Origin of the sequence: Paraglaciecola aquimarina, assembly GCF_032464635.1 — a bacterium.
Lineage (GTDB): Bacteria > Pseudomonadota > Gammaproteobacteria > Enterobacterales > Alteromonadaceae > Paraglaciecola > Paraglaciecola aquimarina.
Genome location: NZ_JAWDIO010000002.1, coordinates 1,029,864 through 1,054,832, shown reverse-complemented (window position 1 = coordinate 1,054,832; position 24,969 = coordinate 1,029,864). Strand labels below are relative to the sequence as shown.

General features: G+C 40.9%; 24 protein-coding genes and 3 pseudogenes. 7 read left to right on the top strand and 20 right to left on the bottom strand.

Features of this window, described 5'->3' with window-relative positions; genetic code table 11:
- Window positions 1–34: 34 nt before the first annotated feature.
- Both RS130_RS05870 and RS130_RS05865 read right to left on the bottom strand, forming a co-directional pair.
- Entirely contained in the window at window positions 35–1,171 is a 1,137-nt protein-coding gene (locus RS130_RS05870; RefSeq protein WP_316025183.1) for a peptidase C39 family protein, read from the bottom strand.
- Window positions 1,171–2,615 (bottom strand): annotated as a pseudogene (locus RS130_RS05865) (RimK family ATP-grasp domain-containing protein). Before RS130_RS05865 ends, RS130_RS05870 begins: the two are co-directional and overlap by 1 nt.
- Window positions 2,616–2,823: 208 nt before the next feature.
- On the opposite strand from RS130_RS05865, the gene RS130_RS05860 reads away from it, so the two are divergent.
- On the top strand, window positions 2,824–3,399 hold the full coding sequence (locus tag RS130_RS05860) for a LysR family transcriptional regulator (RefSeq protein WP_316025182.1): 576 nt from the start codon (window positions 2,824–2,826) through the stop codon (window positions 3,397–3,399).
- A complete protein-coding gene (locus tag RS130_RS05855) occupies window positions 3,372–3,644 on the top strand; it encodes a hypothetical protein (RefSeq protein ID WP_316028140.1) in 273 nt (90 codons plus the stop codon). The genes RS130_RS05860 and RS130_RS05855 overlap by 28 nt, the downstream gene beginning before the upstream one ends.
- Window positions 3,645–3,685: 41 nt before the next feature.
- Here the strand turns inward: RS130_RS05855 and RS130_RS05850 are convergent, their stop codons facing one another.
- Both RS130_RS05850 and RS130_RS05845 read right to left on the bottom strand, forming a co-directional pair.
- Window positions 3,686–3,910: a hypothetical protein gene (locus RS130_RS05850; RefSeq protein ID WP_316025181.1), complete on the bottom strand. Its 225-nt coding sequence runs from the start codon at window positions 3,908–3,910 to the stop codon at window positions 3,686–3,688.
- Between the two features lie 25 nt (window positions 3,911–3,935).
- Window positions 3,936–4,100 carry a hypothetical protein gene (locus RS130_RS05845; protein WP_316025180.1) on the bottom strand — a complete coding sequence of 55 codons (165 nt, stop codon included), beginning with the start codon at window positions 4,098–4,100 and terminating at the stop codon, window positions 3,936–3,938.
- A 236-nt stretch (window positions 4,101–4,336) separates the two neighbouring features.
- On the opposite strand from RS130_RS05845, the gene RS130_RS05840 reads away from it, so the two are divergent.
- The 3 genes and pseudogenes from RS130_RS05840 (at window position 4,337) to RS130_RS23685 (ending at window position 7,390) form a co-directional block, all read left to right on the top strand.
- The gene (locus tag RS130_RS05840) at window positions 4,337–4,741 is read left to right on the top strand and encodes a 3-keto-disaccharide hydrolase (protein ID WP_316025179.1); all 405 of its coding nucleotides are present in this window, start codon (window positions 4,337–4,339) and stop codon (window positions 4,739–4,741) included.
- A gap of 2 nt (window positions 4,742–4,743) precedes the next feature.
- Entirely contained in the window at window positions 4,744–5,115 is a 372-nt protein-coding gene (locus RS130_RS05835; protein ID WP_316025178.1) for a 3-keto-disaccharide hydrolase, read from the top strand.
- Between the two features lie 228 nt (window positions 5,116–5,343).
- Window positions 5,344–7,390: pseudogene (locus RS130_RS23685) on the top strand (EAL domain-containing protein).
- Here RS130_RS23685 and RS130_RS05820 read toward each other — a convergent pair.
- The 15 genes and pseudogenes from RS130_RS05820 to aroQ all read right to left on the bottom strand — a co-directional run bounded on the left by RS130_RS05820 (window position 7,387) and on the right by aroQ (window position 21,437).
- Window positions 7,387–7,803 (bottom strand): hypothetical protein, encoded by a 417-nt coding sequence (locus RS130_RS05820; protein WP_316025175.1) that lies wholly within the window; start codon window positions 7,801–7,803, stop codon window positions 7,387–7,389. The pseudogene RS130_RS23685 and the gene RS130_RS05820 sit on opposite strands and share 4 nt — an antisense overlap.
- A pseudogene (locus RS130_RS05815) lies at window positions 7,803–9,001 on the bottom strand (hypothetical protein). Before RS130_RS05815 ends, RS130_RS05820 begins: the two are co-directional and overlap by 1 nt.
- Before the next feature lie 143 nt (window positions 9,002–9,144).
- A complete protein-coding gene (locus RS130_RS05810) occupies window positions 9,145–9,561 on the bottom strand; it encodes a hypothetical protein (RefSeq protein ID WP_316025174.1) in 417 nt (138 codons plus the stop codon).
- On the bottom strand, window positions 9,561–10,757 hold the full coding sequence (locus RS130_RS05805; protein WP_316025173.1) for a hypothetical protein: 1,197 nt from the start codon (window positions 10,755–10,757) through the stop codon (window positions 9,561–9,563). Before RS130_RS05805 ends, RS130_RS05810 begins: the two co-directional genes overlap by 1 nt.
- Window positions 10,758–10,865: 108 nt before the next feature.
- A complete protein-coding gene (locus RS130_RS05800; RefSeq protein WP_316025172.1) occupies window positions 10,866–11,285 on the bottom strand; it encodes a hypothetical protein in 420 nt (139 codons plus the stop codon).
- Window positions 11,285–12,442 (bottom strand): hypothetical protein, encoded by a 1,158-nt coding sequence (locus RS130_RS05795; RefSeq protein ID WP_316027982.1) that lies wholly within the window; start codon window positions 12,440–12,442, stop codon window positions 11,285–11,287. Before RS130_RS05795 ends, RS130_RS05800 begins: the two co-directional genes overlap by 1 nt.
- A 312-nt stretch (window positions 12,443–12,754) precedes the next feature.
- A complete protein-coding gene (locus tag RS130_RS05790) occupies window positions 12,755–13,765 on the bottom strand; it encodes an MBL fold metallo-hydrolase (protein WP_428982735.1) in 1,011 nt (336 codons plus the stop codon).
- A 7-nt stretch (window positions 13,766–13,772) separates the two neighbouring features.
- Window positions 13,773–14,939: a heme biosynthesis HemY N-terminal domain-containing protein gene (locus RS130_RS05785; RefSeq protein ID WP_316025171.1), complete on the bottom strand. Its 1,167-nt coding sequence runs from the start codon at window positions 14,937–14,939 to the stop codon at window positions 13,773–13,775.
- Window positions 14,936–16,231 carry a uroporphyrinogen-III C-methyltransferase gene (locus RS130_RS05780; protein WP_316025170.1) on the bottom strand — a complete coding sequence of 432 codons (1,296 nt, stop codon included), beginning with the start codon at window positions 16,229–16,231 and terminating at the stop codon, window positions 14,936–14,938. Before RS130_RS05780 ends, RS130_RS05785 begins: the two co-directional genes overlap by 4 nt.
- A gap of 19 nt (window positions 16,232–16,250) precedes the next feature.
- Window positions 16,251–16,982, bottom strand: a complete 732-nt coding sequence (locus RS130_RS05775; RefSeq protein ID WP_316025169.1) for a uroporphyrinogen-III synthase — start codon at window positions 16,980–16,982, stop codon at window positions 16,251–16,253.
- 22 nt (window positions 16,983–17,004) lie between these two features.
- A complete protein-coding gene (hemC, locus tag RS130_RS05770) occupies window positions 17,005–17,931 on the bottom strand; it encodes a hydroxymethylbilane synthase (RefSeq protein WP_316025168.1) in 927 nt (308 codons plus the stop codon).
- A 108-nt stretch (window positions 17,932–18,039) separates the two neighbouring features.
- Entirely contained in the window at window positions 18,040–18,921 is an 882-nt protein-coding gene (prmA, locus tag RS130_RS05765; protein ID WP_316025167.1) for a 50S ribosomal protein L11 methyltransferase, read from the bottom strand.
- 213 nt (window positions 18,922–19,134) lie between these two features.
- Complete coding sequence (gene accC, locus RS130_RS05760) at window positions 19,135–20,484, bottom strand: acetyl-CoA carboxylase biotin carboxylase subunit (protein WP_316025166.1); 1,350 nt, start codon at window positions 20,482–20,484, stop codon at window positions 19,135–19,137.
- A 13-nt stretch (window positions 20,485–20,497) separates the two neighbouring features.
- The gene (gene accB / locus RS130_RS05755) at window positions 20,498–20,956 is read right to left on the bottom strand and encodes an acetyl-CoA carboxylase biotin carboxyl carrier protein (protein ID WP_316025165.1); all 459 of its coding nucleotides are present in this window, start codon (window positions 20,954–20,956) and stop codon (window positions 20,498–20,500) included.
- Window positions 20,957–21,002: 46 nt separating this feature from the next.
- Window positions 21,003–21,437, bottom strand: a complete 435-nt coding sequence (gene aroQ / locus RS130_RS05750) for a type II 3-dehydroquinate dehydratase (protein WP_316025164.1) — start codon at window positions 21,435–21,437, stop codon at window positions 21,003–21,005.
- A gap of 217 nt (window positions 21,438–21,654) precedes the next feature.
- Between aroQ and RS130_RS05745 the strand changes: the two genes are divergently transcribed.
- Window positions 21,655–22,263 carry an acyl carrier protein phosphodiesterase gene (locus tag RS130_RS05745; protein WP_316025163.1) on the top strand — a complete coding sequence of 203 codons (609 nt, stop codon included), beginning with the start codon at window positions 21,655–21,657 and terminating at the stop codon, window positions 22,261–22,263.
- A complete protein-coding gene (upp, locus tag RS130_RS05740) occupies window positions 22,260–22,889 on the top strand; it encodes a uracil phosphoribosyltransferase (RefSeq protein ID WP_316025162.1) in 630 nt (209 codons plus the stop codon). Before RS130_RS05745 ends, upp begins: the two co-directional genes overlap by 4 nt.
- A 64-nt stretch (window positions 22,890–22,953) precedes the next feature.
- Here the strand turns inward: upp and RS130_RS05735 are convergent, their stop codons facing one another.
- Window positions 22,954–24,720 (bottom strand): protein-disulfide reductase DsbD, encoded by a 1,767-nt coding sequence (locus tag RS130_RS05735; protein WP_316025161.1) that lies wholly within the window; start codon window positions 24,718–24,720, stop codon window positions 22,954–22,956.
- Window positions 24,721–24,969: the final 249 nt, after the last annotated feature.

Sequence of the window (24,969 nt, the reverse complement as noted above, 5' to 3'; positions counted from 1 at the left end):
TTTCACCTTATAACGTTATTCAGCCACGTAGCCATTAGTCCAAGCTTGTGTTTAAGAAGTTTGGATATAACACCAAGGCTGTACGTAGCTTGTTTTTTCCATAGCTAGACAACTTTATAAAGTCTTCCTTAGCCAGCGGAATATGTTGACAATCAAACCCCATGACATGACCATCGGGTACACTTGGGTCGTGAAAATATAAGCAATCTTGGTCCATCGCAGTTATGGTCACCCAGTGTGGAACTTTGTAACCATCCATACGATAAGTACTAATTAGGCTTACTACACGGCCACCATTTTCTAACGCATTTTGTAAAACACTTAACTCGAACTCTGCCGTTTCAATTTGTATGTTTTTTTGTAGAGCCTGAGCGGCAAATTGCGCTTCTACTAACTCTAGGGTTTGTTTTTTGTGTTCGCTTCGCACACCTGCTGTAAACAGAGGCAAAGCTTGGTTTATGAACACTTTGGCACTAAAGCCTCTTTTTTCAGCGGCTAACGCCAAACCAAGAGGATGACAACCACCATGCCCCGCCATCATAAAAATAGTGGTCGCCTCACGCCATAAATCTAGTTCGGTTTTTTGATCCATAGTTACCTTGGGCGCAATACTATTCATGGCCATCATCAGTGCTGCCGGGCCACAAGTGAAATCAGTACTTTGCTGATACCAAGGGTAAGTAGGTAACCGACTAAAATTAGAATAATGGCGAATGGCCTTTTGCATCCTTAAGGCGTCATTGTTATTTTCATAATAGTTTTTATAGTCGCCAAACACCTTGTAACCCATAGATTCATACAAACCTATGGCACGCTGATTAGTTTTTTCCACTTCTAAACGCAAGAACAACTTACCGACAGCCACACTTTGTTTTTCTAACTCAATTAACAGCTGCTTACCGAGCCCTAGGCCTCGCATGGTTGGGCTAATTGCTAATGAATACAACCTCGCTAAACGCGTACCCTTGCGCATAATAACTAAACCATAACCCACAATTTCAGCACCCTGCTCGAGCACCATAAAAATACGCTGGGTAGACTGCAGCCAGTTTTTAAAGCTTCGTTTGCTCAGTCGGTCAGAGTTAAAACAGGCTTGCTCTAGAGCCACCAACGCGGGCAAATCTGCCAACTTAGCCTCACGGCTGATAAACTGTTGATATGCAGTCTTCATCAGCGACCTCTTTGCTCTAAACGAGTGGCGAATTCTTGCATCACCTGCATGTATAACTCTTCACCCAAGTATTTATCTTCTACACCATAATCTAAGCTTGGGTTGTCATTGACTTCAATGACATACACTTTGTCTTCGTGATGCTTAATATCAACTCCATACAAACTAGACCCGATAAATGAACAAGCATTCACTGCAGCTTCAAGCACCTTTCTTGGTACTTCAAAAGTAGGCAAAGTCTCAAAGTCGCCCGACGAAAAACGTTTTGAACCATGGTTATAAATTTGCCAATGGTTACGTGCCATGTGGTAGCGACATGCGTAAATCGCTCGGCCATTTAGCACACCGATGCGCCAGTCAAACTCTGTATAGATATATTCCTGTACCAAAATAATCGCCGACTCGGTTAACACTTCACTGATCTTACTCACTAGCCCTTGGTGATCTGCTACCTTAAATACCCCTTCGAAAACGAGCTTTCTGGTAGTTTTAACACCATCGGAAAGCCAAACTCCTGCTCTAAATCGGCGATAGTTTGCTCCGACGCATCTAACACGAATCGAGTTCTAGGTGCTGGAATATGGTGATAGGTAAACGCATCGTGTAAAAACACCTTATTGCAACAACGTAAAATTGAATCGGCATCGTCTATCACCACCAGCCCTTCACGCTCAGCTGCACGCGCTAACTCATAAGTGTGATGGCGAATAGCCGTAGTTTCGCGAATAAACAACGCATCAAAACGACTCAACAAACCTATGTGATTAGCTGATACTAACTCAGCGTTAATGCCAAAATGTTTAGCCGCCTTAACAAAACGTTTAAGCGCACCGTTATCGCTAGGAGGCAAGGCTTCTTGCTCGTTAACCAAAATCGCCATGTCCCAACGCAAATGTTTGTTATTTTTTTTATTGCGCCACACCTGATTAGTAAAATGCTCAAGACGCTGCAAGAATACTTCTAGTTGGCTGTGTTCTAACTGACCTAAATCAAATAAGCATACCCATACATACAACTTGCCTTCGCGCCAATACAAATCCAGTTTCAAAATCGGTGCGGAGTATTGCTCAAACACGTATTTGGCTACTTTGTTAACGCAAAAATTCTGATGCCAGCCAAAATACACCAAGGCGTCAAATGACTCTTGCTTGATAAAATGCCGAGACACAGAGCTAGGTATCAACAGCTCACGACCATTTTTTTCGCTGGCTAAATCGTTAATGGTGCTCACACTGGGTAGCACTTTGTGGCATCTAGCTTCGGCTAATAACGAACAATAGTACCCCTAGCTCAAGTACTGACTTGAATCACATAGGTTAATTAGTCGCGTTGATTGTTCATGCTTTTTCGGAAAATCCGCAAGGTATTGATTAAAATCAATCGCTTTAATATTTGCACCTAACTGGTCTGAAGTTTGGTTAAGTACAATTAGGGTTTTGTGCATTGTTCTATTTCCAGTATTAGAAAATTATTAGCCAGCCCGAGGCTGAAGATTCGGCGCATCGTACTCTGTTTAAGCCAATTGTGAAGAGCTCCCGCAACGCAAAATATTTATCTTCAAGAACACTTTTATTAATCTTGTAGATTGCTTTATTCTTGCAGTACATCAAGGCACCCAACGCCTTATAAAACCAATAAATAAAAGAGCTTTTATGGATATTCGATTTCTTGTGACGTTTATGGAAGTAGCCGAGACACGGCACTTTGGTAAGGCGGCTGAAAACCTGTACTTAACCCAGTCGGCGGTTAGCGCGCGGATTAAACAGCTAGAAGAGTATTTTAATTCTGCGTTATTTGTGCGCAATAGAAATAGTTTGCAGCTCACTGTGGCGGGTGAAAAGCTATTACCTTACGCAGAAACATTGGCAAAAACCTTGAACAAGGCACGCCAAGCGTTAAGTGACGAAAATGTTCAGCAGTTGACCATTGCCTGCACAACCAATGCTTGGGATTTACATTTAAAGCAACAACTAACGCCTCTGAAAACAGCGTTTCCCGAAGTGGCAATTAAGGCCGATGTATTAACAAACGAACAATTAATGCGAATGGTACATGAGCATGCCATTGATTTAGCGGTCACCACTATCCCATTTAAGTCAGATGATGTGGAAACAATTGAACTCTGCGCTTCAAGTTTAGCCCTTTACTATTCGAGTAAACTCTCAGCAGAAACCGCTAAATCTCAGTTTATACATATCGAATGGGGCAAAAATACAGTGAGTCTATAGATAGAAATTATCCAGAAACGAGGTTAGCAAGATTTCGTACAAGTTCTTTACAGGTTGCCATGGAGTATTTAGCCAGCAACCAGGGTTCGATTATTTTACCTGAGAGTTTTGCGGAAAGTTTTGTCCTGCAAGACACGTTAACGAAAATAGAAACCCTAAACGAGTCACAGGTTAAGTGTTACTTGATTTATTTAAAAGAGGCGAGAAACTCGTGGTTAACCGAGCTTATTGAGTTTTTGAAATAACAAACAAGAGCACATGGCTCCTGTTTGTTAGATAGACAAGGCTAGTCTAGCTTTGTCAGCGCTTTAAAACCTTCACTGGCTAGTTCTTCGTTAACACAGTCCAATAGATATTTTTTTAGCGGTTTATTTTCAGTTCCATACTCGCTAGCCATTTCAGTACAGTATTGTTTTAATTCTGTAATTAGTTCTGCTTTGGCCACAGGTAAATCTTTTGCTGACACAGCAGCAGTTAACAAAACGCCTAAAGATAAAATGACGCTTTTCATATTGTTATTTACTCTTTCAAAATGGTTAATGTAACTCAACAAACTCCGGGCGAGCTTTACGTTTGTTGGCCTTTTGTTTTTTTCTAGAGTTTGCCTCTAGTTCGCCGCTGTATTCAGCGTTAAATCTATGCTTTTTAGCACCTGAGTGGGATTCGAAATTATCTTTTTTAAAATAAAAATTTCTACTCATTACCTTAATCCAAGAAAGTTAATCTAATTCATCGCAGCTTTTGCTGCAGAAGCATTATTGACATGAATAATTAAAAACAAAAACGAAATAATTTGTTCTTCACGAGAAATTATATTGATTCATGCTTGTATCAGCACTGGACGGAACAGATAGCGAAGCAGTGAAATGTTGTTAAATTTAAGTTTTAATGTAAATATTTATATATAAAACCCCAACTTAACTAACTAAGGCTTGATATGACCGCGAAGTTACTTTTTCTCTCTGCTGGTATCTATATGACACTATCGGCATGCACTAATACGCCACAGCCAGACGAATGGATCTCATTGTTCAATGGCCAAGACATAAACGACTGGGTAGTGAAAATAAATCACTATGAACCAGGCGATAATTACGGCGATACCTTTAGAGTCGAAGACGGCTTACTTAAAGTTCGCTACGACCAATATGAGTTTACCGACGAGTTTGGGCATATTTTTTACAAAACCCCTTTTAATAATTTTCACCTGACAGTCGATTATCGCTTTAGCGGTGAATTTGAGGAAGGCGGCCCCCGACATGCAGTTTTAAATAGTGGCGTGATGTTTCATAGCCAATCACCTTATTCAATAAAAAAGAACAAAACTGGCCTGTATCTGTAGAAATGCAATATTTAGCTGACTTAGGCGATGGTAAACGTACCACAGGCAATATGTGCTCACCTGGCACTAATATCGTCTATCAAGGGAAAGTGTTTCCCGGCCATTGTTTGAAATCAAATCACAAAGCGTTACCCAAAGAACAATGGGTAACAGCTGAGTTGATCGTGCAAGGCGAACAAGTCACACAATTAATTAACGGCAAAGTAGTGCTTACATACAGCAATCCTACAATAGACGGAAAAGACAGAACCATAAAAGGTCAAGATGCCGAATTTAAACAGGGAGGTAAACAATTGACATCTGGCTACGTTGCTTTGCAAAGTGAAGGGCAACCAATTGAATTTAAAAACGTTAAGATTAAAAATCTAGATTAGCGTTAAAGTACGAATTAATTTTTGTGTGGAATTATCCGCGTGAGCTAGCGGGTAATTTCACTAGCAACATGTCAAACTTACTCGATTTAGATGCCAACAAAGGAAAGACTAAATTACTCAGAATTGTTATTATGCATTTTTAATAGGTTGTTTCAAAATAATGAACTCGTGAACAAAGGTTGCGATGTCAATTAAATGTAGCGTGGGCTAATTAGCTTAGGGAAAGTAATGCTATTTAAAACAATTAAAAATACTACATCTTCTATATCGGCTTTAGCGATCTGTATTGTTAGCTTAACTATTCTTTTTTTATCAATCAAAGTGCATGAACAGTTGTATTTTGAATCAGTGAAAGGTGATCTAGACGCATTATCTGAGAATATGTCTAGTGATTTGGTGCCTCTTTTAGCCATCCAACCAGATGACTTTGAACTAGCAACTTTGCTTCTACGTTTGGACCGATACGACAATGTAAAATACGCGTATATTTTTGACAACAAGTGGAAAATTCTACAGAACTATCATGGCGTAGCCTACGCTAAAAACACCTCTACCACAGCGACACAACTAGATGAGTTTAAGGGAAAAGACTCTGGGGTTTATGTCCACAATGATGAGTTAATTGCGATAAAACTCGTTGGTGATAAACGATTACCCCTTGGATATTTGATTATTGTACACGATTCAAGTGGCCCATTGAATAAAAGCAAGCTCAGCCTTCTTAAGCAAGTATTACCCTTGACCTTAATTGTGTTAATCGTATTTATTTTTATTCTATTTTGGATCCAAGGAAGGTTGTTTAAACCTTTGAGTAGCTTATCTCGACTAGCGCAAAAAATTCAGAAAACAAATGATTATTCTTTAAAAATCGAGATTAGAGGCAAAGAAGAGGTATCTTCCTTAAGTAAAGATTTAAGTTTGATGATGGAAACCATCAATCAAGAAACCCAAAAGAATAAAGAATACACCGAAAAACTGATGGAACAACAAAAGGCGATGGAGCGACTAGCCAACTTTGACGGCTTAACCGGCTTACCTAACCGCCAGTTTTTCATGGAAAACCTAAGGCTAGAACTGGCCAAAGCTGAACGTGCTGATAAAAACCTTGGTGTTAATGTATTTTGATCTCGATGGCTTTAAAGGGGTAAATGACTCATTCGGTCATGAAATAGGAGACGCAGTACTAATGGAGGTTTGTCGTCGCAGCAAGAAAATTTTACGGAACGGTGATCTTATTTCACGTTTGGGCGGTGACGAGTTTCTTATTCTATTACATAATGAACCAAACGAACTGGAGCTATTTCAAATATCTGAACGCCTAGTAGGTGATTTGAACAAACCTTTTCACATTCAGTCCTGGGAAATTCAAATTGGGGTGAGTATTGGCATAGCTCGGGCCAGTGATTCAAACTTTAATGTCAGCGAATTTGTCAGCAATGCAGATATTGCGATGTACCGCTCTAAAATGGCCGAACGAAGCTCACACACTATATTCGTGCCAGAAATGATGGAAGATAACAAGCGTCGACTACTCATCGCCAATTCGATAGCCAGTGCGATTAAACACGATGAATTTAGCATTCATTACCAAGGAAAAGTTGACGCCGATGAAGTAGTAGTAGGCTACGAAGCTCTGATACGCTGGCGCAGTGCCGCGCTCGGCGTTGTATCTCCAGCAGAGTTTATTCCAATAGCCGAGCAAAGCGGGAAAATACTACAAATCACTAAGTGGGTGATTAAAAGAGTATGCATGGAGTTTGAGCAAATTCTCGCAGTACAAAAAAATGATGTAGTGGTTTCTTTAAATTTGTCGGCCCATGATATAAAAAATGCATCTCTAGTGGGTTATATAAAAGAGATGTTTACTTTATATAAAATTGATACCAAACATATAGAATTTGAAGTAACAGAATCGGCTTACCTAGAAAACTTCGATGCTGCTAATGGATTTTTGACTCAATTGCGTCAAATGGGTTGCTCTATCGCTCTTGATGATTTTGGTGCGGGCTATTCATCACTGGGGTATTTAACCCAAATTGACTTAAACACTCTGAAAATTGACAAACAATTTGTAGACAACTTAAATGTTTCGAAAAGAAGTACCTTAGTCACTAAAACAATTATTGAAATGGCGAAACAGTTAAACCTAAAAATCTGCGCAGAAGGCGTAGAAACACGAGAGCAAGCTGATTTCTTATTAGCCAATGGCTGTCACCAATTGCAAGGGTACTTTTTTGCCAAACCTGTCAGTTTAGAAGAATTACTCAAGGGTTAGTTACTGGTATATAGCACAGATAGGCTCGCTGGCAGTGGTGTACTGGCGGGCAAATACCCTACCGCTCCTTCATTGTCAATTAAATATCCCAGTAACAACTTTTCACTTTTTATTTCTTTTGGGGGCTTTTTACGACCAGTGAAGCGCATTTGCGCCCAATAAGATTGAACTCTTGATTCAGTTAACCCAACAACTTTCGTATTAAAAAACACCCTAGTGCGATTATTTGCGGGTAAAGCGATAGCTTTTAGCTGATAGGGAATGGCACCGCCCATGAACAAATTTCTTACTTCTTGACGGGTGAGTTGCATAGTTTTGTTTTTGATATTGGCCACCACTACAATTCCATCCGCCCCTGTGGCGCTGTTAATCCCGGCCAAGAATATGAATAAAAATACTAGGTGTTTATTCATCAAAATACCCATTCAACGCCAACTTGGTACAAGATTGCGTGACCGTCAAAATCACCCAAATCTTTGACAGCATAATCGTTACTAATTTGTTCATCAGCCTCAACAAAAGTCACTTCAGCTTTCAAGGCTAAGTTAGCCAAATAGTCCCAGCGAACACCCATTTTACTAGCATTTGCTCTATCATCTGGAAATGCCGCGAGCACTCCTTGATAAGTGGCAGCTAACACATCCAGATCAGGGGATACCCCAATTGGGATTTGGCTTGCTGGGTGCTCGAAATACAGGTCTTTTTTGCTATAAGAAACATAGGCTGTGTAGGGGTAGAAGTTGTACCCTAGGGTAATATAAAAGCTATCGATGTCAGCCACTAAGCCCCCTTCACCCACCATTTTACCAAGCTCGGTACGAATAAAATAATTTAAGTGATCGTAGTTAGCGCTCAATTGATAAAAACGAATCATCCCATTTGCGTTTAACCAATCAGCATTATCTGTAAAACCCAATTGCCGTAAATACTGACTAAACTCTGCCGCTTCATCTTGCTCAATACTTGCGTCTCCTTGGTTAAACGAAGCGCGAAGGGTTAAATTTTGATAGGTAATACTAGTATTCATACCAAACAGACCAATGACCTTAGTCGCTATTTCTTGACTAGCCAAATAAATTTTATCGTCGAACCGCCCCCAATACCCTTCATAGGCTACCAACCAGTCTTTATACATAAATTGATAAGTGGCTAACACACCATCAAAGGTAGAAAAAAAGCGGAGTCGTAAAATTGCTGGGGTAGGGTTAGCCATGGGTAAGCAAAGCCAATGTCCAGACTATCACTGTAGTTAAAAAATGGAATGCGTTGGCGGCCTAGTTTGACTTGTAGCGCATTATTGGGCGTATAGGTAACATATAACCATTCCAAACCTGAATGACGCTGCTGTTCTGTATAACCGACCATCTGGGCACTAAAAGATAGACGTTCATTGACAATATAATCAGCTTGAAAACCTAACAGTGACTGTTGATCAATACTCAGGCTATTTCCATAACCGACATATTCTGCATTTGAATCGTCTAAATGCCCCATGATGACACGAGCAAAGCCAGAAAACTGAAATTCATTTTCGTCTTGCGCTTGAGCAATGGAAGTGCAACTAAGTAAAAACAAAAACCGAACAAGGGTAAAACGTCGAACTTTAAGCATTGTGATGATAATGAGCTATTTTTGGGAGTGAGGAACTCTATTGGGCATAAAAATACTACACATAGACCGAGTATCAAAGCCTTTTGTCTGGGAATTGCCACTGGCGAAATGGTATTAGATACAGGGTTGGGACTAACTGCTGCTCAATGTGAAGTATATAAAACAGTTAAGCCTTCTGGTAAGGGCACATCAGCAGGTAAATAACACACAGCTCCTTGATTATTCATAACATACTCAATTACCAAGCGCTCATTTTGCAGCTCTAGAGGAGGCTTCTTACGACCAGTGAAACGCATCTGCGCCCAGTAGGATTGAATTCTTGATTCTGTTAACCCAACAACCTTAGTATTAAATAACACACGGGCTTGGTTATCTGTTGGTAAAGCTATAGGTACAAAATCATAAGAAAGCACCCCACCCATAAACAAGTTTCGTACTTGTTGTCGGGTCAGTTGTATATCAGCATTCTGCGTATTGGCTATCACCATAATAGCCTTGTCGTCAGCTAAGGTGTGCTGTGTAAAAAATAACAGGGAGATAAAGAAAAATGCTACTTTCATTAGAACACCCACTCTAAAGCGAGTTGATACAACATAGCTTCACCATCAAAGTCGCTCTTCCTAGTAGTAAATAGTCCTTGATACCCGTCTCGCTCTTTTAATAAAGTTGCTTCTACTTTAAAAGCTAAATTATCTTGCCAATCCCATCTTCCCCCTAATGTGTAACTGACAGTGCTATTGTTGTGTAGTTGTCCCACTATAGCTTGATAACCGTATGCCAATTGATCTAGTTGTTCATTGACGCCAATGGGAATTTCCGAAAGGTACTCATTGTAGCGACTAGTATCTCTAGCGAATGAGAGATGAACAGAGAATGGATAAAAGTTCAATCCACCAGAAACAAAGTAACCATTGGTATCTGGCGCATAAAACAATTCGGTGTTAAGTTTGGTAAGTTCGGTTCTGAAAAAATAATCGATGTCTTCATAAAAAGCACTAAATTGATAAAATTCTCCTTTGCCTTCGTTAGACAATGAATTAGCGCTTTGAGCAAAACCGGCGAGATTAAGCGTATCACTGAAATTATCTAATTCAGCTATATTTATATCGATATCGCCTAGGTGTAACGACGCTCTAAATGTCCAATTGTTATAGCCTAGCGTGCCAACAAGGCCCTTAAAATTATCAACATCTACATTAATATCTTGACCGAAATCGTCGTAATCCCTCTCTAGGCCGCCAATATATGCCTCCATACTAAGAGAGATATTTTTCCCAACATAATCATACTGGCTATGCAATCCATCGTAATTGGGCAACATAAATTGGCGATATACTTGCTGAGGCAAAGTCACCCAATTATACGCAAACCCAACATCAGAGAAATCGCTGTAACTAAACACCGGCGTGCGCTGTCTACCTAGTTTGAATTTAAGGGATTTATGTGGACTGTAGGTTAAATATAACCACTCTATGCCGGAATCTTCAGTATCGGCTGTTCGACCTATCACCTGAGCAGTAATGCCTAACTCATTTGTAAATTGATAGTCTAACTGAAGACCTAACAACGACTGTTTATCTAAACTGACACTATTTTTATAGCCCAGATATCTCCCACTATCATCGTCCAAGTAACCTGCGACAACTCTGGCAAAACCTGAAAATTGCACATTGCTTTCTGAGTTAGCATAAACAGCCGGCGAACAAAACATTGCTACCGCGCAGGTAACAATAATAGCCAGAGAAAATCGAGACATTGACGTTTTAATAGAGTGACTAATATATGTTTGAAAAAGAGGTTAACTGTCAAATTACTATAAAGCAGTTTTTTGTCAAATTTTTTTGCAAGTAATCACTGAGCAATATTAGCGGGTAGAATACAACACGGTTAAGGGTTCTGGTAAAGCGATCCCAGCAGGTAAATAGCCAACAGCTCCTTCATTATTTTTAAGATAATCCAATACTAATTCCACGTTACCTACCTCTTTAGGCTTTGTTTTACGTCCAGTGAAGCGCATTTGCGCCCAATAAGATTGAATTCGAGACTCAGTCAAACCGACCACTTTGGTATTAAAAAGCACACGAGTTTGGTTTTCTGGAGGTAGTGAGATGGCAACTAAATCATAAGGTAAACTCCCTCCCATGAATAAATTACGCACCTGCGAACGATTAAGTTGAATAGATTTGTCAGCGGTGTTGCCCACAACTATGATGCTGTCTTGGGCGTGGGTTATTGAGCTCCAACAACTAAAAATAACAATAATCAACAAACTTAGTTTTTTCATTAAAACACCCACTCTAGGCCCAATTGATACAGCAGGGCACTATTATCGAAACCGCCTAAGTCCTGTAAAGCAAAATCATTGCTCACTTTATCTGCTTCGATTAAGGTCAACTCGGCTTTTAAGGCAATATTGTATTGCCAATCCCAGCGAAGACCAATTTTCGTCCCTGTCGTTTTGTCATCGGGAAAACCACCAATTATCGACTCATAAGCTGCTGCCAAAATATTCAACTCATCAGACACACCAAGAGGTATTAGACTCGCCAAATGCTCGAAATAAACATCTCGTTCACTATAAGAAATATACAAGGTAAATGAAGAGAAATTATAGCCTGCTGACAGGTAAAAACTGTCAATATCAGGTACTGGACCGCTTTCCCCTTTCATCTTTGCCATTTCACTTCGAAAAAAATAATCTAAGTTCTCATAATTTAGGCTAAGTTGATAAAAATGCATCAGCCCATCACCATTTAACCAATTGGCATTTTGAGTAAAACCATACTGGTTTAATACATCGGTAAATTCTATAACCTCTGGCAGAAATAAGTGGGCATTACCTTGGTTATACGCCGCACTAAAAGACCAATTTTGGTACATAAAACCTGTACTGCCACCGAATAGCCCAGTGACTTTGGTATCTATTTCCCCGCTCGCCAAATAAATTTTATCGTCATAACGTCCCCAATACCCTTCAAAATCGATAACCCAATCATCAATCACCCATTCATAGTTGGCTAATATTCCTTCGAAGGTGGAAAAGAAAACAGTATCGTAAAACTGTTGAGGCAGTGTTAACCAAGGATACGCAAACCCCACGTCCAAGCTATCACTGTAATTGAAGAAAGGAATGCGTTGTTTGCCCAACTTAATTCGCAATGCATTAGTTGGTGTATAAGTGAAATAAAGCCACTCGACCCCCGATAAACGTAATTCACCGGTGTGCCCAATAACTTGTCCAGTAAATGACAAATCTTGATTAAATCGGTAGTCCGCCTGTAGTCCTAATAGTGATTGTTGACTTGCGCTGACACTATTGCCGTAACCTATGTATTCTGCATTCTTGTCGTCTAGGTAACCTAAAATTACACGACTGAAGCCAGAAAATTGCAATTTATCGCTTTCTGCACTCAAAGCATTTAACGGTAAAACTAAAAAAATAGAATAAGCCGATAAGTTATGTTTAAACGTTTGAGTTTCAAGTTAGTTCAGGTCCGCTCTGATCGATTACTTACTTGCTAAGATACTATCAGATACTTCTGAGTCAATATTAATAATTCATTGAGGTTATATTTGAATTATACCAACTCTAATTTTGTGAATAACCTGAGTCCCAGCGTAGCATCTGTAAAAAACAAAACCATAGTGGGTATCAACATCTTTGATGACATTGAATGCATACAAGTTACGTCCCAAGATTAAGCCTAATATGAACTCAGCCTGAGCCATGATTTTTTGATAAGTGAGTATTACTTAGAACTCTAATCTTTGCCCTTGTTTCGCTAAGATGAACTTAATACCCAAGTTATTCGCTTGCTCAAGCTGTTGTTTAATCACTATTCTGGGATCGGGGCCTTTGGCTAAGCTGTACTTAATGTGACTGATCACTATTTGGGCACCTTGCAGGGGCGTGTCTTTATCGGTTGTCGTCGCTAACAAAGAATTAAATTGATTAAGTTCGGTCATTAACCACTTTGGGGTTAAGTGGCCAAACAGCAGGTTATTTGGCCTTTGATTGTCAAATGAGACTTCTATTACCATAGCCCGTAGAGTTTTGCTTTTAAGCTGCTGCGCTAAATATTGCCATACGGCTTTTAACTTCCCTTGTTTTTCGACAGCATCTGGCCCTGTATCACCAAAATAAACAAATAGGTCATCGCCCTTTTCAATAATAAACACCGCCGACTCTAATGGGTGACTCAGGCTCATAGCAGTGACATTTAACGAGGTATCTTTTATGGCAAGGGTTTGCTTAGGCATAAGGTCAATCAGTTGGTACTTTTTGAGCTGAGGCTTTATGCCTCTATCTGTGAAATTTGCCCAGGCCTGCCAATTAAAGTAGGTGTCCAACATAGTTTGATGCACTGACGGCAATGCATAAATGGGCTTACTACTATCTTGGGGGGACGATATCAACATGCCAGCCGTGTGGTCTAAATGTCCATGACTGATAAAATAACCTTTAACATGCTGACGTAAAATAGTGCCATTGGTATGCCATTCAGGGTCGTTAGCTATGGCCAGTTTAGCAAAAGCATTGTGTTCTAGCGCCACGTCAATACCATTAACTATCGAGCCTGCATCGAGGGCAATATAGTTGTTTTCGGTTAGCGATCTAAGCAAAAACGCACTTAGATTACCGTCTTGAATACCACCACTATCACCTAGGGTAATGAGTTCAAAAGCCGCAGAGGAAGGTGCTTTAGCATTACCAGCTTGAACGAGGCCAACATACGCTAACAATAAAATACAAAATAACTTCACTACTATTTTACCTTGGTTGTTGTGCCAAGCTCTGCTTGTATAATTGCAGCGCTTGATTATCGTCATGTTGCGATTCTTTAATCTCTGCCATTAATAGCAAATCTTCTTGGCGACTGGCTAATTTAATGGCCTTACCCAAGGCTTTTTCGGCCAGAACTTTGTCACCAGAAGCATTTGCTACATGAGCTAAGGCAGACAACAAATCAACATTCAAGTCATCTCGTTTTAGCCAGCTCTCTAATAAACGAATAGAAGCAGTAGGGTTAGGTAATTTAATGTGTTTAAACAAAGGCACTAACTGTGGAACCGGCCCTGATTTTTGTAACTCCACCAAACTTTGCTCGGCGTCAGAATACATACCCTGATCAATTAGCTGCTGAATATAGGCGGCTTGTTGCGCCGGATCTTTGCGAGTCGCTCTAGGTTGAGCTAACCAGTTCTGTTTGAGTTCAACCGCCCCTTGTTTACTTGCAATCTCGGCAAAACTGCCTTTTGAAGCGCGTTGCATTAACACGGGGTAATCTTCGCCTAAGGATTTTTTCCAACCTTTAAGTTTATCTTTAAGCGTCTGCCACTTTCCTGCTTGGGCCAACGCCTGCGCCCACACTTTAATCACGACCGGCTGCTCTTTTTGCTTACTGCTAAGCTCGTCGATTAACGTTAACGCTTCTTCATTGTGTTGTAGTCCCAACGCATGACGTATTAAACAAAGATTGGCGGCTAGCGCTGATTTGTCATAAGTGCTGGCCATACGCCAATATTCTTGCGCCTTTTGTGGCTGGCCTAGCTGCATTTCTGTTTCGGCTGCGGCTAATAGATTGATGCCATCAAAATCTTCATTTTCAATTTTATGAAAATGGCTTTGCGCCTCTAGATAGTTAGTTTCGGCTAAGGCTATCAAGCCACCAGTGAAGGCCTTTTGTTTTTTCCGAGATCCCCAATTTCCTAGCCAGTTACGTGACCCACTCGCCGCTCGTAAACAGGTTTTCACCAACCAGTTTAAAAACATAAAACCGACAAAAATAAAGATTAGCGAAATAGCCAATGAAAATACGTTCATTTCCACAACCCAACCGCTAAATTCCACGAATACGTATCCGCGGTCATCAAACACCATTGCGCCCACCATAAGGGCGATCAGCAATAAGACTAAAACAACGAAAATTCTAATCATGGTTGTATTGCCTCAGTTGTCTCTGGCTCCCGAGTGATAAAGCGACTGTCTAAACGGCGCTCAATCACATCTTGCAATAAAGGAGCAGCAGCAAACTGCTCTGGGTAAACCCGCTGAATATTTGTGGTTTGCAAGGCTGCTATTCTTTCTGCAAATTGTTGTACCACGTCTTGTTGTACATCAAAGTACTCGGTGGACAAATCACTTGCCGCTTGCAAAGACTGCTGAAATAAAGCTTCATTCTCACGTAATACGGCCACTTGCGCTTGTAACAAGGCAAACCTTAATTGCTCCTTTGACAACCACTGTTCTTGATCTGACATAAAAGGTTTAATTTCGGCGGTTTTGCGTTTTACACTAAAAAAGTCTTGAGTCACTTGTTGCCAATTCCGTGCTAGGTTAGATCGCCAGTCGCCCTCTTCACTCGTTGGACTATGCTCATTCTCAATAGTTGGTTTTTTAAAAAAGGCTAAAGGTAAGGTATCGACTTGTTGGGCTAGTGCTCCAATCGACAGAGCAATTGAATCAATAGAGACTTGATTAACTTGCTGTAAGGTTTGCATATCGACCGCAAGGTTTTCACGAATTGGCAATAAACTCGGATCATCTAGGTCTTGCAAACGCGTATCGGCCGATTGCAGCATCATGATGGCCGTTTTTACATCGTTTTCTAGCCACAGTTTTCTACCCGCCATGCGCACTAAGTAGTCAGCTTCGGCTAATAGCCAATCAGAAGGTCGGCGACCCGACACGTCAGCCAAGTTTTGCCGATTTACTCTGACCTGTTCGCTGGTGACTTGTAACTGCTCAATTACACTGTGCATACTCGTTTGTAGCGCTTGGTTTTGTTTAAAGAGTGAGTTTTCAGTCGCCTCAGCCTTGGACAAAGACTGATCGATTCGAGCTTGCTGGCCCAGCACTTCATTTTGTTGGCTGACGAGCATATCCTTTTGTTGTTGGTTCTGAGTTTGCCATTGCATCCACAACCAATAACCCGCAGTAAACACGCCTATGAGCAACAGTAAATTAATCACCGTAAAAAACCATAAGGGGCCAGTTTTCACTTCTTTGCTTGATTTTCTTTGTGCAGAATTACTCGCAATATTACTTGTTCTAGTTGGCTGACTAGGTTTATCAGGCGCCCTGGCTTTACTGACTGTTTCTTTTTTCGTAGCTAAAGATGGTTGCTCACTTTGGGCCTTATCAGATGATTTATCTTTGGCTACTTGCTGCTCCAACTCAGCTAATTTTTTTTGATCTGCTGGGGTTAATTTGTCCTGACTATCTGCCATTTAAAGCTCCAAAGAATGTCTAGCGCAACATCATGTTTTGTGCGCATTGGATAAGTGCCTGATCGCTAGCATCACGGCTAATTTCTATTTGTTTAATTCCCAGTGTAGAGGCAATGCGAGCAATCCGCTCACTCACTACTATCCACTTTAGTTGGGTTAGCCAAGTTGACTCAAAATGAGCAAACGCAGCTTGAATGACTTCGCCACTCGTAGCAATAATGCAACTAATTTGACTCGCTTGCCAGTCTTGTGTCGACAAAGGTTTGGTAAGGCGTTGTCTTTTGTATACTTCCCATTCTTGCACAAGTGCAGCTCTGGATGAAAGCGTATGGCGCAATAACTCGCGGCCCCCATAACCTTTCATAATAACAACACTACTAGAATCGATATTATTAAGTTCAGGCAAAGCCAATAAACCTTCGGTTCGTGCCTCTTTAGGTACTATGGCCGCGATGCCACTTTCAGCTAGTATTTGCCCTGTACTCGCGCCTACGGCAAAAAACACACAATTGGTTGGCCATAGCTGTTTAAGCAATGCGCATTGTTCAGCCGCCACGGTACTTGTGACTAAAATTAAATGTTGAGAGAACGATGAGGTGCTTAAGGTTCTAATTTTATCTGGTAATTGCGCTACAGCAGCTTGATCTAGGACAGTATCTATCAGACCACAGGCTACAGCATTTAAACCTGCTTGTTTAAATGCTACCGCACTAGATTGGCATTTAGTTTGTGGCCTTAGCAGTAAATACATCACTTAGCACCTTAGCTCGCGGTTAGTCATGTAAAGCAGCCAATATTTCTCCTGCTCCTTGCGCCAACAATTGCTCAGCTACTTGCTCGCCAATTAACTCAGCTTGCTCAGTACTGCCTGTTTGTTCTGCATACAAGAGAGTTTGACCATCTACCGAACCTACTAGACCTTTCAGGCTAACTTGGCCATTGTTAAGTACCGCAAAACTACCTATGGGCACTTGGCATCCGCCATTTAGCTTGGCGTTCATTGCGCGCTCAGCTCGTACACGGATAGACGTTTCAAGATGATTTAGTGGTGCTAGCAAAGCAATTAATTCAGCATCGTCATTGCGACATTCAATACCTACGGCCCCTTGTCCTACGGCAGGCAAAGACACATCGTAAGGAATTTCGTGAGTAATGCGCTCTAACATACCTAAACGGATTAAGCCTGCAGCAGCCAACACAATCCCATCGTATTCACCAGCATCTAGCTTAGCCAATCGAGTATTCACATTGCCGCGCAAGTCTTTAATGACTAAATCAGGCCTAAGTTTACGTAACTGGCATTGACGCCTAAGGCTTGAAGTACCTACCACTGCATTCTGTGGAAGCTCGCTTAAGCTAGCAAAGTTGTTCGAGACAAAAGCATCAAAGGGATTTTCTCTTTCACAAATAGCATGCAAACCAAAGCCGTCTGGAAAGGCAACCGGTACGTCTTTCATTGAATGCACTGCAATATCTGCTCTGCCTTCGGTCATGGCCACTTCTAACTCTTTAATAAATAAGCCTTTACCACCAATTTTGGCTAAGGGTGTATCTAGGATAATATCCCCTTGGGTACTCATGGGCACTAGTTCGACTTGTATGTCTGTGTGAGCCTTCAGTAATGCAGTTTTTACATACTCTGCCTGCCACAAAGCAAGTGCACTTTTTCGGGTAGCAATACGTATAATTCGTTTTGACATCTGATTTCCAAAATAACGGGAACAACAATATGCTGTTGATATTAACAAAAAATCCAAGGCTCAGGAGCCAAATAAATGTAAGTAACAGTTTTGATACTGTTCAGCAATTCAGTGCCGCCTAACGCCCGATACCCTAGCCCACTCGCCATCTATTTCTATGGGTTCCATCTCAAAGTCTTGGCTATAAAGATCATTAATTTCTGCGGCTTGGTTATCTAAAATTCCCGACAACACTAGCTTGCCGCCAGGTTTGCAATATGCGGTAATCACTTCTCTAAGTTCACGTAGTGGAGCAGCAAGTATGTTAGCCAAGACTACATCAGCCTCTAACTGGGGTTGGTCTTGAGGTAAATACAGCTCGATCAAATCACCAATATTGTTACGATTAGCGTTGTCTTGGCTAGCCAATAAAGCTTGCGGGTCAATATCAATACCCACCACACGCTTGGCCCCTAACTTAATAGCCGCTATACCTAAAATACCTGAGCCACAACCAAAGTCGACCACCAAAGATTCCGTCAATGTCAAATTGTCTAACCACCTTAAACATAAACTGGTAGTGGGGTGCGTTCCGGTGCCAAAGGCAAGCCCTAGGTCGAGCATTACATTAACCGCAGTTGGGTCAGGTACATCTCGCCAACTAGGGCATATCCACAAGCGTTTACCAAATTGCATGGGGTGAAAGTTTTCCATCCACTCCCTTTCCCAGTCTTTGTCTTCTAGCTGATCTAATTTATGATTAAAGTTCTTACCCAGAATTTTCGATTTTTCTAGCTGAGAGATAACTCGTTGCATATCGTGACTGGCATCATATAACCCTACAACTTGGGTGTCGGGCCATAACATCACTTCACCGGGTTTAGGTTCATACATAGGGGTGTCTTTAGCGTCGACAAAAGTCACCGCTTGCGCACCATTAGCAGATAACATATCGCCAATTTGTTCGGCATATTCTGCTTGATGATTAATTTTCAGTTGGATCCAAGGCATTTCAAAAGTCTGTGTGTATTTTTAGGCCGAGTATACCATTAGATAAAAGCTAATAATTGTAGAAATCTATACTGGGCTGTTTTTGAATTAACGACTCATACACACAATGTGACTTTTCAAAAGTAGCGGGTTATGCGCCCAGTTTTGACCAAACTGGGCGCATAAAAAAGAGCAATAAAGCTCTTTTTTAAATCAATAGAAAACACTCAAACGTTAGTGGTCAGCCAAGCCTAGTTTTTTCTCTAGGTAATGAATGTTAGCACCACCAGCAGCAAAAGCGTCATCGGCCATAATGCTCTTTTGTAGATCAATATTGGTCTTAATTCCACCAATCACTAACTCATCTAATGCATGACGCATTCTGGCAATCGCCACATCACGGGTTTCACCATAAGTGATTAACTTGCCGATCATAGAATCATAATATGGCGGCACCGAGTAACCGGCGTAAATATGCGAATCCCATCTTACACCTAGGCCACCTGGAGCATGAAACTTAGTGATTTTTCCTGGGCTTGGGATAAAGGTTTTTGAGTCTTCTGCATTAATACGGCACTCAATAGCAAAACCTTTTACCACTATATCGTCTTGGCTAATAGTTAGTTTCTGTCCAGAAGCAATACGCAATTGTTCTTTGATCAAGTCAACACCAGTGATCATTTCTGATACAGGATGTTCAACTTGGATACGTGTGTTCATTTCAATGAAATAGAACTCGCCATTTTCAAACAAGAACTCAAACGTACCAGCACCTCGATAGCCAATTTCAACACAAGCTTGGCAACATCTAGCACCAATTTTTGCACGCATTTCAGGGGTGATCCCTAGTGCAGGTGCTTCTTCAACCACTTTTTGGTGACGTCGCTGCATTGAACAATCACGCTCACCTAAATGAATCGCATTGCCTTGGCCATCAGCTAGTACTTGGATCTCAACATGGCGTGGGTTCTCAAGGAATTTCTCCATGTATACCACATCATTATTAAAGGCTGCCCCGGCTTCACTTTTGGTCATAGCAATTGATGAAATCAATTCACCTTCATTACGAACGACACGCATACCACGACCACCACCACCACCTGCAGCTTTTACAATAATCGGGTAACCAATACCTCTAGCTAATTCTTTATTGCGCTCCTCATCAGAACCTAATGGTCCATCAGAACCAGGTACACAAGGTACACCAGCCGCTTTCATAGATTTAATAGCTGACACTTTGTCACCCATTAAATTAATGGTGTCTGCTTTCGGGCCAATAAATACAAAACCGCTTTTTTCGATGGCGTCTGCAAAGTCTGCATTCTCCGCTAAAAAGCCATATCCAGGATGAATAGCATCTGCGTCAGTGACTTCGGCTGCAGCAATAATACGAGGAATATTTAGATAACTTTCGGTGGCCGAAGCTTTACCAATACAGATAGTTTCATCGGCTAGCAGTACATGTTTAAGAGACTCATCAGCTGTCGAGTGAACAGCCACAGTTTTAATACCTAACTCTTTACAAGCACGCAAAATACGTAATGCAATTTCACCACGGTTTGCGATAAGAACTTTTTTAAGCATAGTCATACGCCTTTTATTCAATCACAAACATAGGTTGGTCAAATTCTACTGGCTCTTGATTGTCGACTAAAATTTGGGTCACAACACCAGTTTTATCAGCTTCGATTTGATTCATCATTTTCATAGCTTCGATAATACACAAGGTATCACCCACGTTTACTTTTTGCCCGACTTCAACAAAAGGCTTGGCTTCTGGTGAAGATGAACGGTAAAAAGTACCAACCATCGGAGAACTCAAAATATGCCCAGCGATCGCAGGGGCAGCAGCGGGCTCAGCGGCAGCTGGTGCAGCAACTGGAGCTGGCGCAGCAGGAGCTTGAGGGGCAGCATATTGTACCGGAGCAGCAACCATTTGACTGGCAGCACCACCACGATGGATTCGAACTGATTCTTCACCCTCGGTAATTTCTAATTCAGAGATGCCAGATTCTTCTACCAGCTCAATTAATTTTTTTATTTTACGTATATCCATTGTTCTCTCTCTAATCAATTCATCAACGACTGAGTGTTGTTGATATTTAGTTGTCTAATAAATTTTTAGCTGCCGCTATAGCAAATTTATATCCTTGTGCACCTAAGCCACAAATAACCCCTTGCGCAACATCCGATAAATATGAGTGCTGCCTAAAAGACTCTCTTGCATGTACGTTAGACAGATGCACTTCAATAAAAGGGATCGCTACACTAAGCAAAGCATCGCGCAAAGCAACACTTGTATGAGTGAAAGCGCTAGGATTTATTACAATAAAATCAATTTTTTGAAACGCATCATGAATCGTATCAATTAACACATGTTCCGCATTAGATTGCACGAAACTAATTGTTACACCAAGTGACTTAGCGTATTGCTCTATGTCAGTATTGATTTGCTCAAGACTTTGAGAACCATAAGTTTCTGGCTCGCGTTTGCCCAACATATTTAAATTAGGACCATTAATCAGTAATAAATTCACAAAATCGCCATATAGATAAAATTGTTTTCATTTGCTTCACGCAAATACTTTCTAGTGATTGTGCACTATTTTGTATAGTAAACACACAAAAAATATAATATCCCGTCCATTATAGTGAGTAAACTGAATTTAACAGCAAAATACTGGTCGAATCAGCGAAGATTAATGCAAAGTTTTAGTTTTTTGTAGTTTTAATTTATTAGCAGATGAGTTTTTAATGAATTACATAGCCCATATCCATATTGCTAAGCACACCCAGACAAGCTTGTTGGGTAATTTTTTGGGTGACTTTGTCAAGGGTAGTGATCTAGCTTATCTGCCAAGTGAGCTTGAGCTAGGTATTAGGCTGCATCGAGGCGTAGATAAATTTACCGACTCACACCCTTTGGTGCGCCAATTAAAACAAGCATTTCCTAGAAATTTGCGCAGAATGGCGGGCGTGATAATTGATATTTACTTTGATCATTTATTGCTCAATCACTGGCATCTCTTTTCAACCCAGAGCTATCAATCATTATTTTCTCAGTTTTATGCCGAACTCGAAACGTTCTCACTACCCGACCCTCATTACACTCAACAAGCGTCTCGACTTATTTCTACAAGATGGCTAAAAGAGTATCAGCACGAAGAAACCTGTTATCGAGCATTCTGTTCCATCGAAAAACGCTTGAAAGGTAAAATAAAATTTGCTGAACAAGCCCAAGTATTTATCATTCACAATAGACAGCAACTGGCGACAAGCTTTCTACAGTTTTATCCTGACTTACTGAATCATGGGTTACAATTGAGCCAGAGCAACCCTACAACTAGGAAACCACCACAATGACAGTCAAAGCCATTCAACATCCTTTAATTCAACATAAACTCGCCTTGATGCGCGAAAAAGGCATCAGTAGTAAGGACTTCAGAGAGCTGGCTAGTGAAGTAGGCAACTTGCTTACCTACGAGGCCACCAGAGATTTGCCTACCGAAACAGTCAAAATCGAGAGCTGGAATGGCAAAACGCTCAATACGCAAAAAATCAAAGGAAAGAAAATAACCGTTGTGCCCATTCTGCGGGCCGGACTCGGTATGCTGGATGGCGTATTAAGACTTATCCCTAATGCCAAAATAAGTGTTGTTGGTCTGTATAGAGATGAAGAGACTCTGCAACCTGTGGCTTATTTCGATAAAGTAGTCAAAGACACCAAGCAACGCACGGCGCTAATAGTCGACCCAATGTTAGCCACAGGCGGTACCTTGATCGCCACTATAGATTTGCTGAAAGAAAAAGGCTGTAAAAAAATAATGGGCTTATTTTTAGTGGCAGCCCCCGAAGGGTTGCAAGCAGTGCAAGAAGCTCACCCAGACGTAGACATTTACACTGCAGCAATCGATGATAAATTAAATGATAAGGGATATATATTGCCCGGCCTAGGTGACGCTGGAGACAAGATTTTCGGTACTAAATAATCAACCTAAAAAAACTTTATCTGGGGCAGTAGTACTGCCCCAACATATCAGCTAACCCGAGTTATCAATTCAAGAAATCATTCACATGTTGAGCAAAGGGGCTTGCTTTCATGTAGCCCGTGACTCTTGAAGATGGTATTTCTTGGCCATTCAAGTCAAAAAACAAAATGGTCGGCAAACCTAATACCGAGAACTTGTCTTGAAACTCGATATTGGTGTCGGTAGTGTCGGTTAAATCAATTTGCATCAGCACCGTATTTTCTAAAGCCTTAACCACAGCAGGATCGGGAAATGTGTACTTTTCAAATTCTTTACAGGCCACGCACCAATCAGCGTAAAGATCTATCATCACCGTTTTACCTTGCTCGTTGGCCTGCGCCACTTTACGCTCAAAATCAGCTAAATTAGTAACTGACACAAAACCACCATGCTCAGATTGTGCTGCAGATATTTGGCTGTGCCCGACTAAGGGATCCACTCCTGTAATAGTTTGATAACCGTAACCAGCTGAAACAAATAACCCAATGAAAATGAGCAGTGCTCGCAGCCCCTTGAAAAAAGTTGTTTTACTATCTTGATTCATCACATAAAAATAACTAAATGCTGCTAGCCCCAACAAACTCCATGCTAGGTCGGTTGTAAAATGCGTCACCAAACGTTCTACAAACATAATAGCCACAGCTAACATCATAAAACCAAATGTGACCTTGACAATATTCATCCAATTACCCGCTTTAGGTAGTAACTTACCGCCGGTAATGCCAAACAAAATAAGAGGAATGCCCATACCTAAGCTTAAGGCATATAAAGCGGTAAAGCCTAAAACCAAGTCGCCACTTTGGGCGATAAACAATAAAATGCCAGTCAGAGGTGCCGTGGTACAAGGCGAAGCCACCAGCCCAGAAATAGCTCCCATCACCAACACCCCAAAATAATTTCCGCTGGTTTGCTTATTACTCATTGCATTCAGCTTTTCTTGCCACGAGCTGGGTAACTGCAATTCGTAAGCGCCAAACATCACTACGGCAAGCAGTACAAAAACCACGATCAAGCCAATCAAAATAGCCGGATGTTGCAAACTAGCTTGAAATTGCACTCCTGCCGAAGCCACTATCAATCCAAGTAAAGAGTATGTAATAGCCATACCTTGGACATATACAAAGGACAAGCTAAATGCTCTAGAGGTGCTAATGGATTTTCCATGGCCAATAACGATACCTGACAAAATGGGATACATAGGAAATACACAGGGAGTAAAAGCCAAGCCAATTCCCAGCCCTAGAAACAAGAGGAGAGTCCAAGGCAAACTTTGCTCACTAGACAACAAACTGGCTAACTCAAATTGCTGAGCTTTAGGCGCGAGATCTGCTTGCACATCGCTCACTTCGCTTAGAAAAACTTCTTTGATAATAGGTTGGTAACACAAACCTGCATCAGCACAGCCTTGGAAACGAATTTTGACTAAACCGTTATCTTCAGCGGCTAGAATAGAATATTCAATATCCACCCGATGACGGAATACCTCGGATACGCCATAATATTCGTCTTCGATCTGTTCTGACTGCGGGTAACTAGGCTCTGATAATTCTGCGTTTTTAACCACAGTCTTAAACTGCTTTTTATACAAATAGTAACCATCAGCAATATCCCAGCTTAAGATTAATTTGTCGCCTGTCTGTCTGAAATCAAACTGAAACGCCTGCTCAACTTTCAAAAACTCTGGCTCAGCAGAAAACAGGTCTTCTAAAGGTTCGTTTACCTGAGCAATAGTGAAAAAAGGCAATAGGCAAAGAAGACTAAACAAGGAAAATAAACGGCTACTGTATTTCATCTACTATATTTCTCTTTTTAATAAACTACTTTTGAAGTTATACACAAATTGAACGCTTAGTTTAAATGAGCAAACTTAACAAAACATTGAATCAATTGAACAGACCTGCAAAGAGTACTTTCGCTTTCAGTCTAAATCCCACAAACAGTATGCCATAAGCTTGATAAAATTAGACAAGCCAAGCAACACTCTGTAACAATACTAAACTTGGTTATTCGGGAATAACGACCAATATCTGTACAATGATTA

Coding starts and splice junctions, on each gene's coding strand:
- accC (WP_316025166.1), bottom strand. CDS start 20,484: ATGCTTAAAAAAGTTCTTATCGCAAACCGTGGTGAAATTGCATTACGT.
- RS130_RS05775 (WP_316025169.1), bottom strand. CDS start 16,982: ATGTATTTACTGCTAAGGCCACAAACTAAATGCCAATCTAGTGCGGTA.
- RS130_RS05855 (WP_316028140.1), top strand. CDS start 3,372: ATGGGGCAAAAATACAGTGAGTCTATAGATAGAAATTATCCAGAAACG.
- RS130_RS05845 (WP_316025180.1), bottom strand. CDS start 4,100: ATGAGTAGAAATTTTTATTTTAAAAAAGATAATTTCGAATCCCACTCA.
- RS130_RS05785 (WP_316025171.1), bottom strand. CDS start 14,939: ATGATTAGAATTTTCGTTGTTTTAGTCTTATTGCTGATCGCCCTTATG.
- hemC (WP_316025168.1), bottom strand. CDS start 17,931: ATGTCAAAACGAATTATACGTATTGCTACCCGAAAAAGTGCACTTGCT.
- RS130_RS05860 (WP_316025182.1), top strand. CDS start 2,824: ATGGATATTCGATTTCTTGTGACGTTTATGGAAGTAGCCGAGACACGG.
- prmA (WP_316025167.1), bottom strand. CDS start 18,921: ATGCCTTGGATCCAACTGAAAATTAATCATCAAGCAGAATATGCCGAA.
- RS130_RS05735 (WP_316025161.1), bottom strand. CDS start 24,720: ATGAAATACAGTAGCCGTTTATTTTCCTTGTTTAGTCTTCTTTGCCTA.
- RS130_RS05800 (WP_316025172.1), bottom strand. CDS start 11,285: ATGAAAAAACTAAGTTTGTTGATTATTGTTATTTTTAGTTGTTGGAGC.
- RS130_RS05745 (WP_316025163.1), top strand. CDS start 21,655: ATGAATTACATAGCCCATATCCATATTGCTAAGCACACCCAGACAAGC.
- RS130_RS05840 (WP_316025179.1), top strand. CDS start 4,337: ATGACCGCGAAGTTACTTTTTCTCTCTGCTGGTATCTATATGACACTA.
- RS130_RS05820 (WP_316025175.1), bottom strand. CDS start 7,803: ATGAATAAACACCTAGTATTTTTATTCATATTCTTGGCCGGGATTAAC.
- RS130_RS05810 (WP_316025174.1), bottom strand. CDS start 9,561: ATGAAAGTAGCATTTTTCTTTATCTCCCTGTTATTTTTTACACAGCAC.
- upp (WP_316025162.1), top strand. CDS start 22,260: ATGACAGTCAAAGCCATTCAACATCCTTTAATTCAACATAAACTCGCC.
- accB (WP_316025165.1), bottom strand. CDS start 20,956: ATGGATATACGTAAAATAAAAAAATTAATTGAGCTGGTAGAAGAATCT.
- RS130_RS05780 (WP_316025170.1), bottom strand. CDS start 16,231: ATGGCAGATAGTCAGGACAAATTAACCCCAGCAGATCAAAAAAAATTA.
- RS130_RS05850 (WP_316025181.1), bottom strand. CDS start 3,910: ATGAAAAGCGTCATTTTATCTTTAGGCGTTTTGTTAACTGCTGCTGTG.
- RS130_RS05805 (WP_316025173.1), bottom strand. CDS start 10,757: ATGTCTCGATTTTCTCTGGCTATTATTGTTACCTGCGCGGTAGCAATG.
- RS130_RS05870 (WP_316025183.1), bottom strand. CDS start 1,171: ATGAAGACTGCATATCAACAGTTTATCAGCCGTGAGGCTAAGTTGGCA.
- RS130_RS05835 (WP_316025178.1), top strand. CDS start 4,744: ATGCAATATTTAGCTGACTTAGGCGATGGTAAACGTACCACAGGCAAT.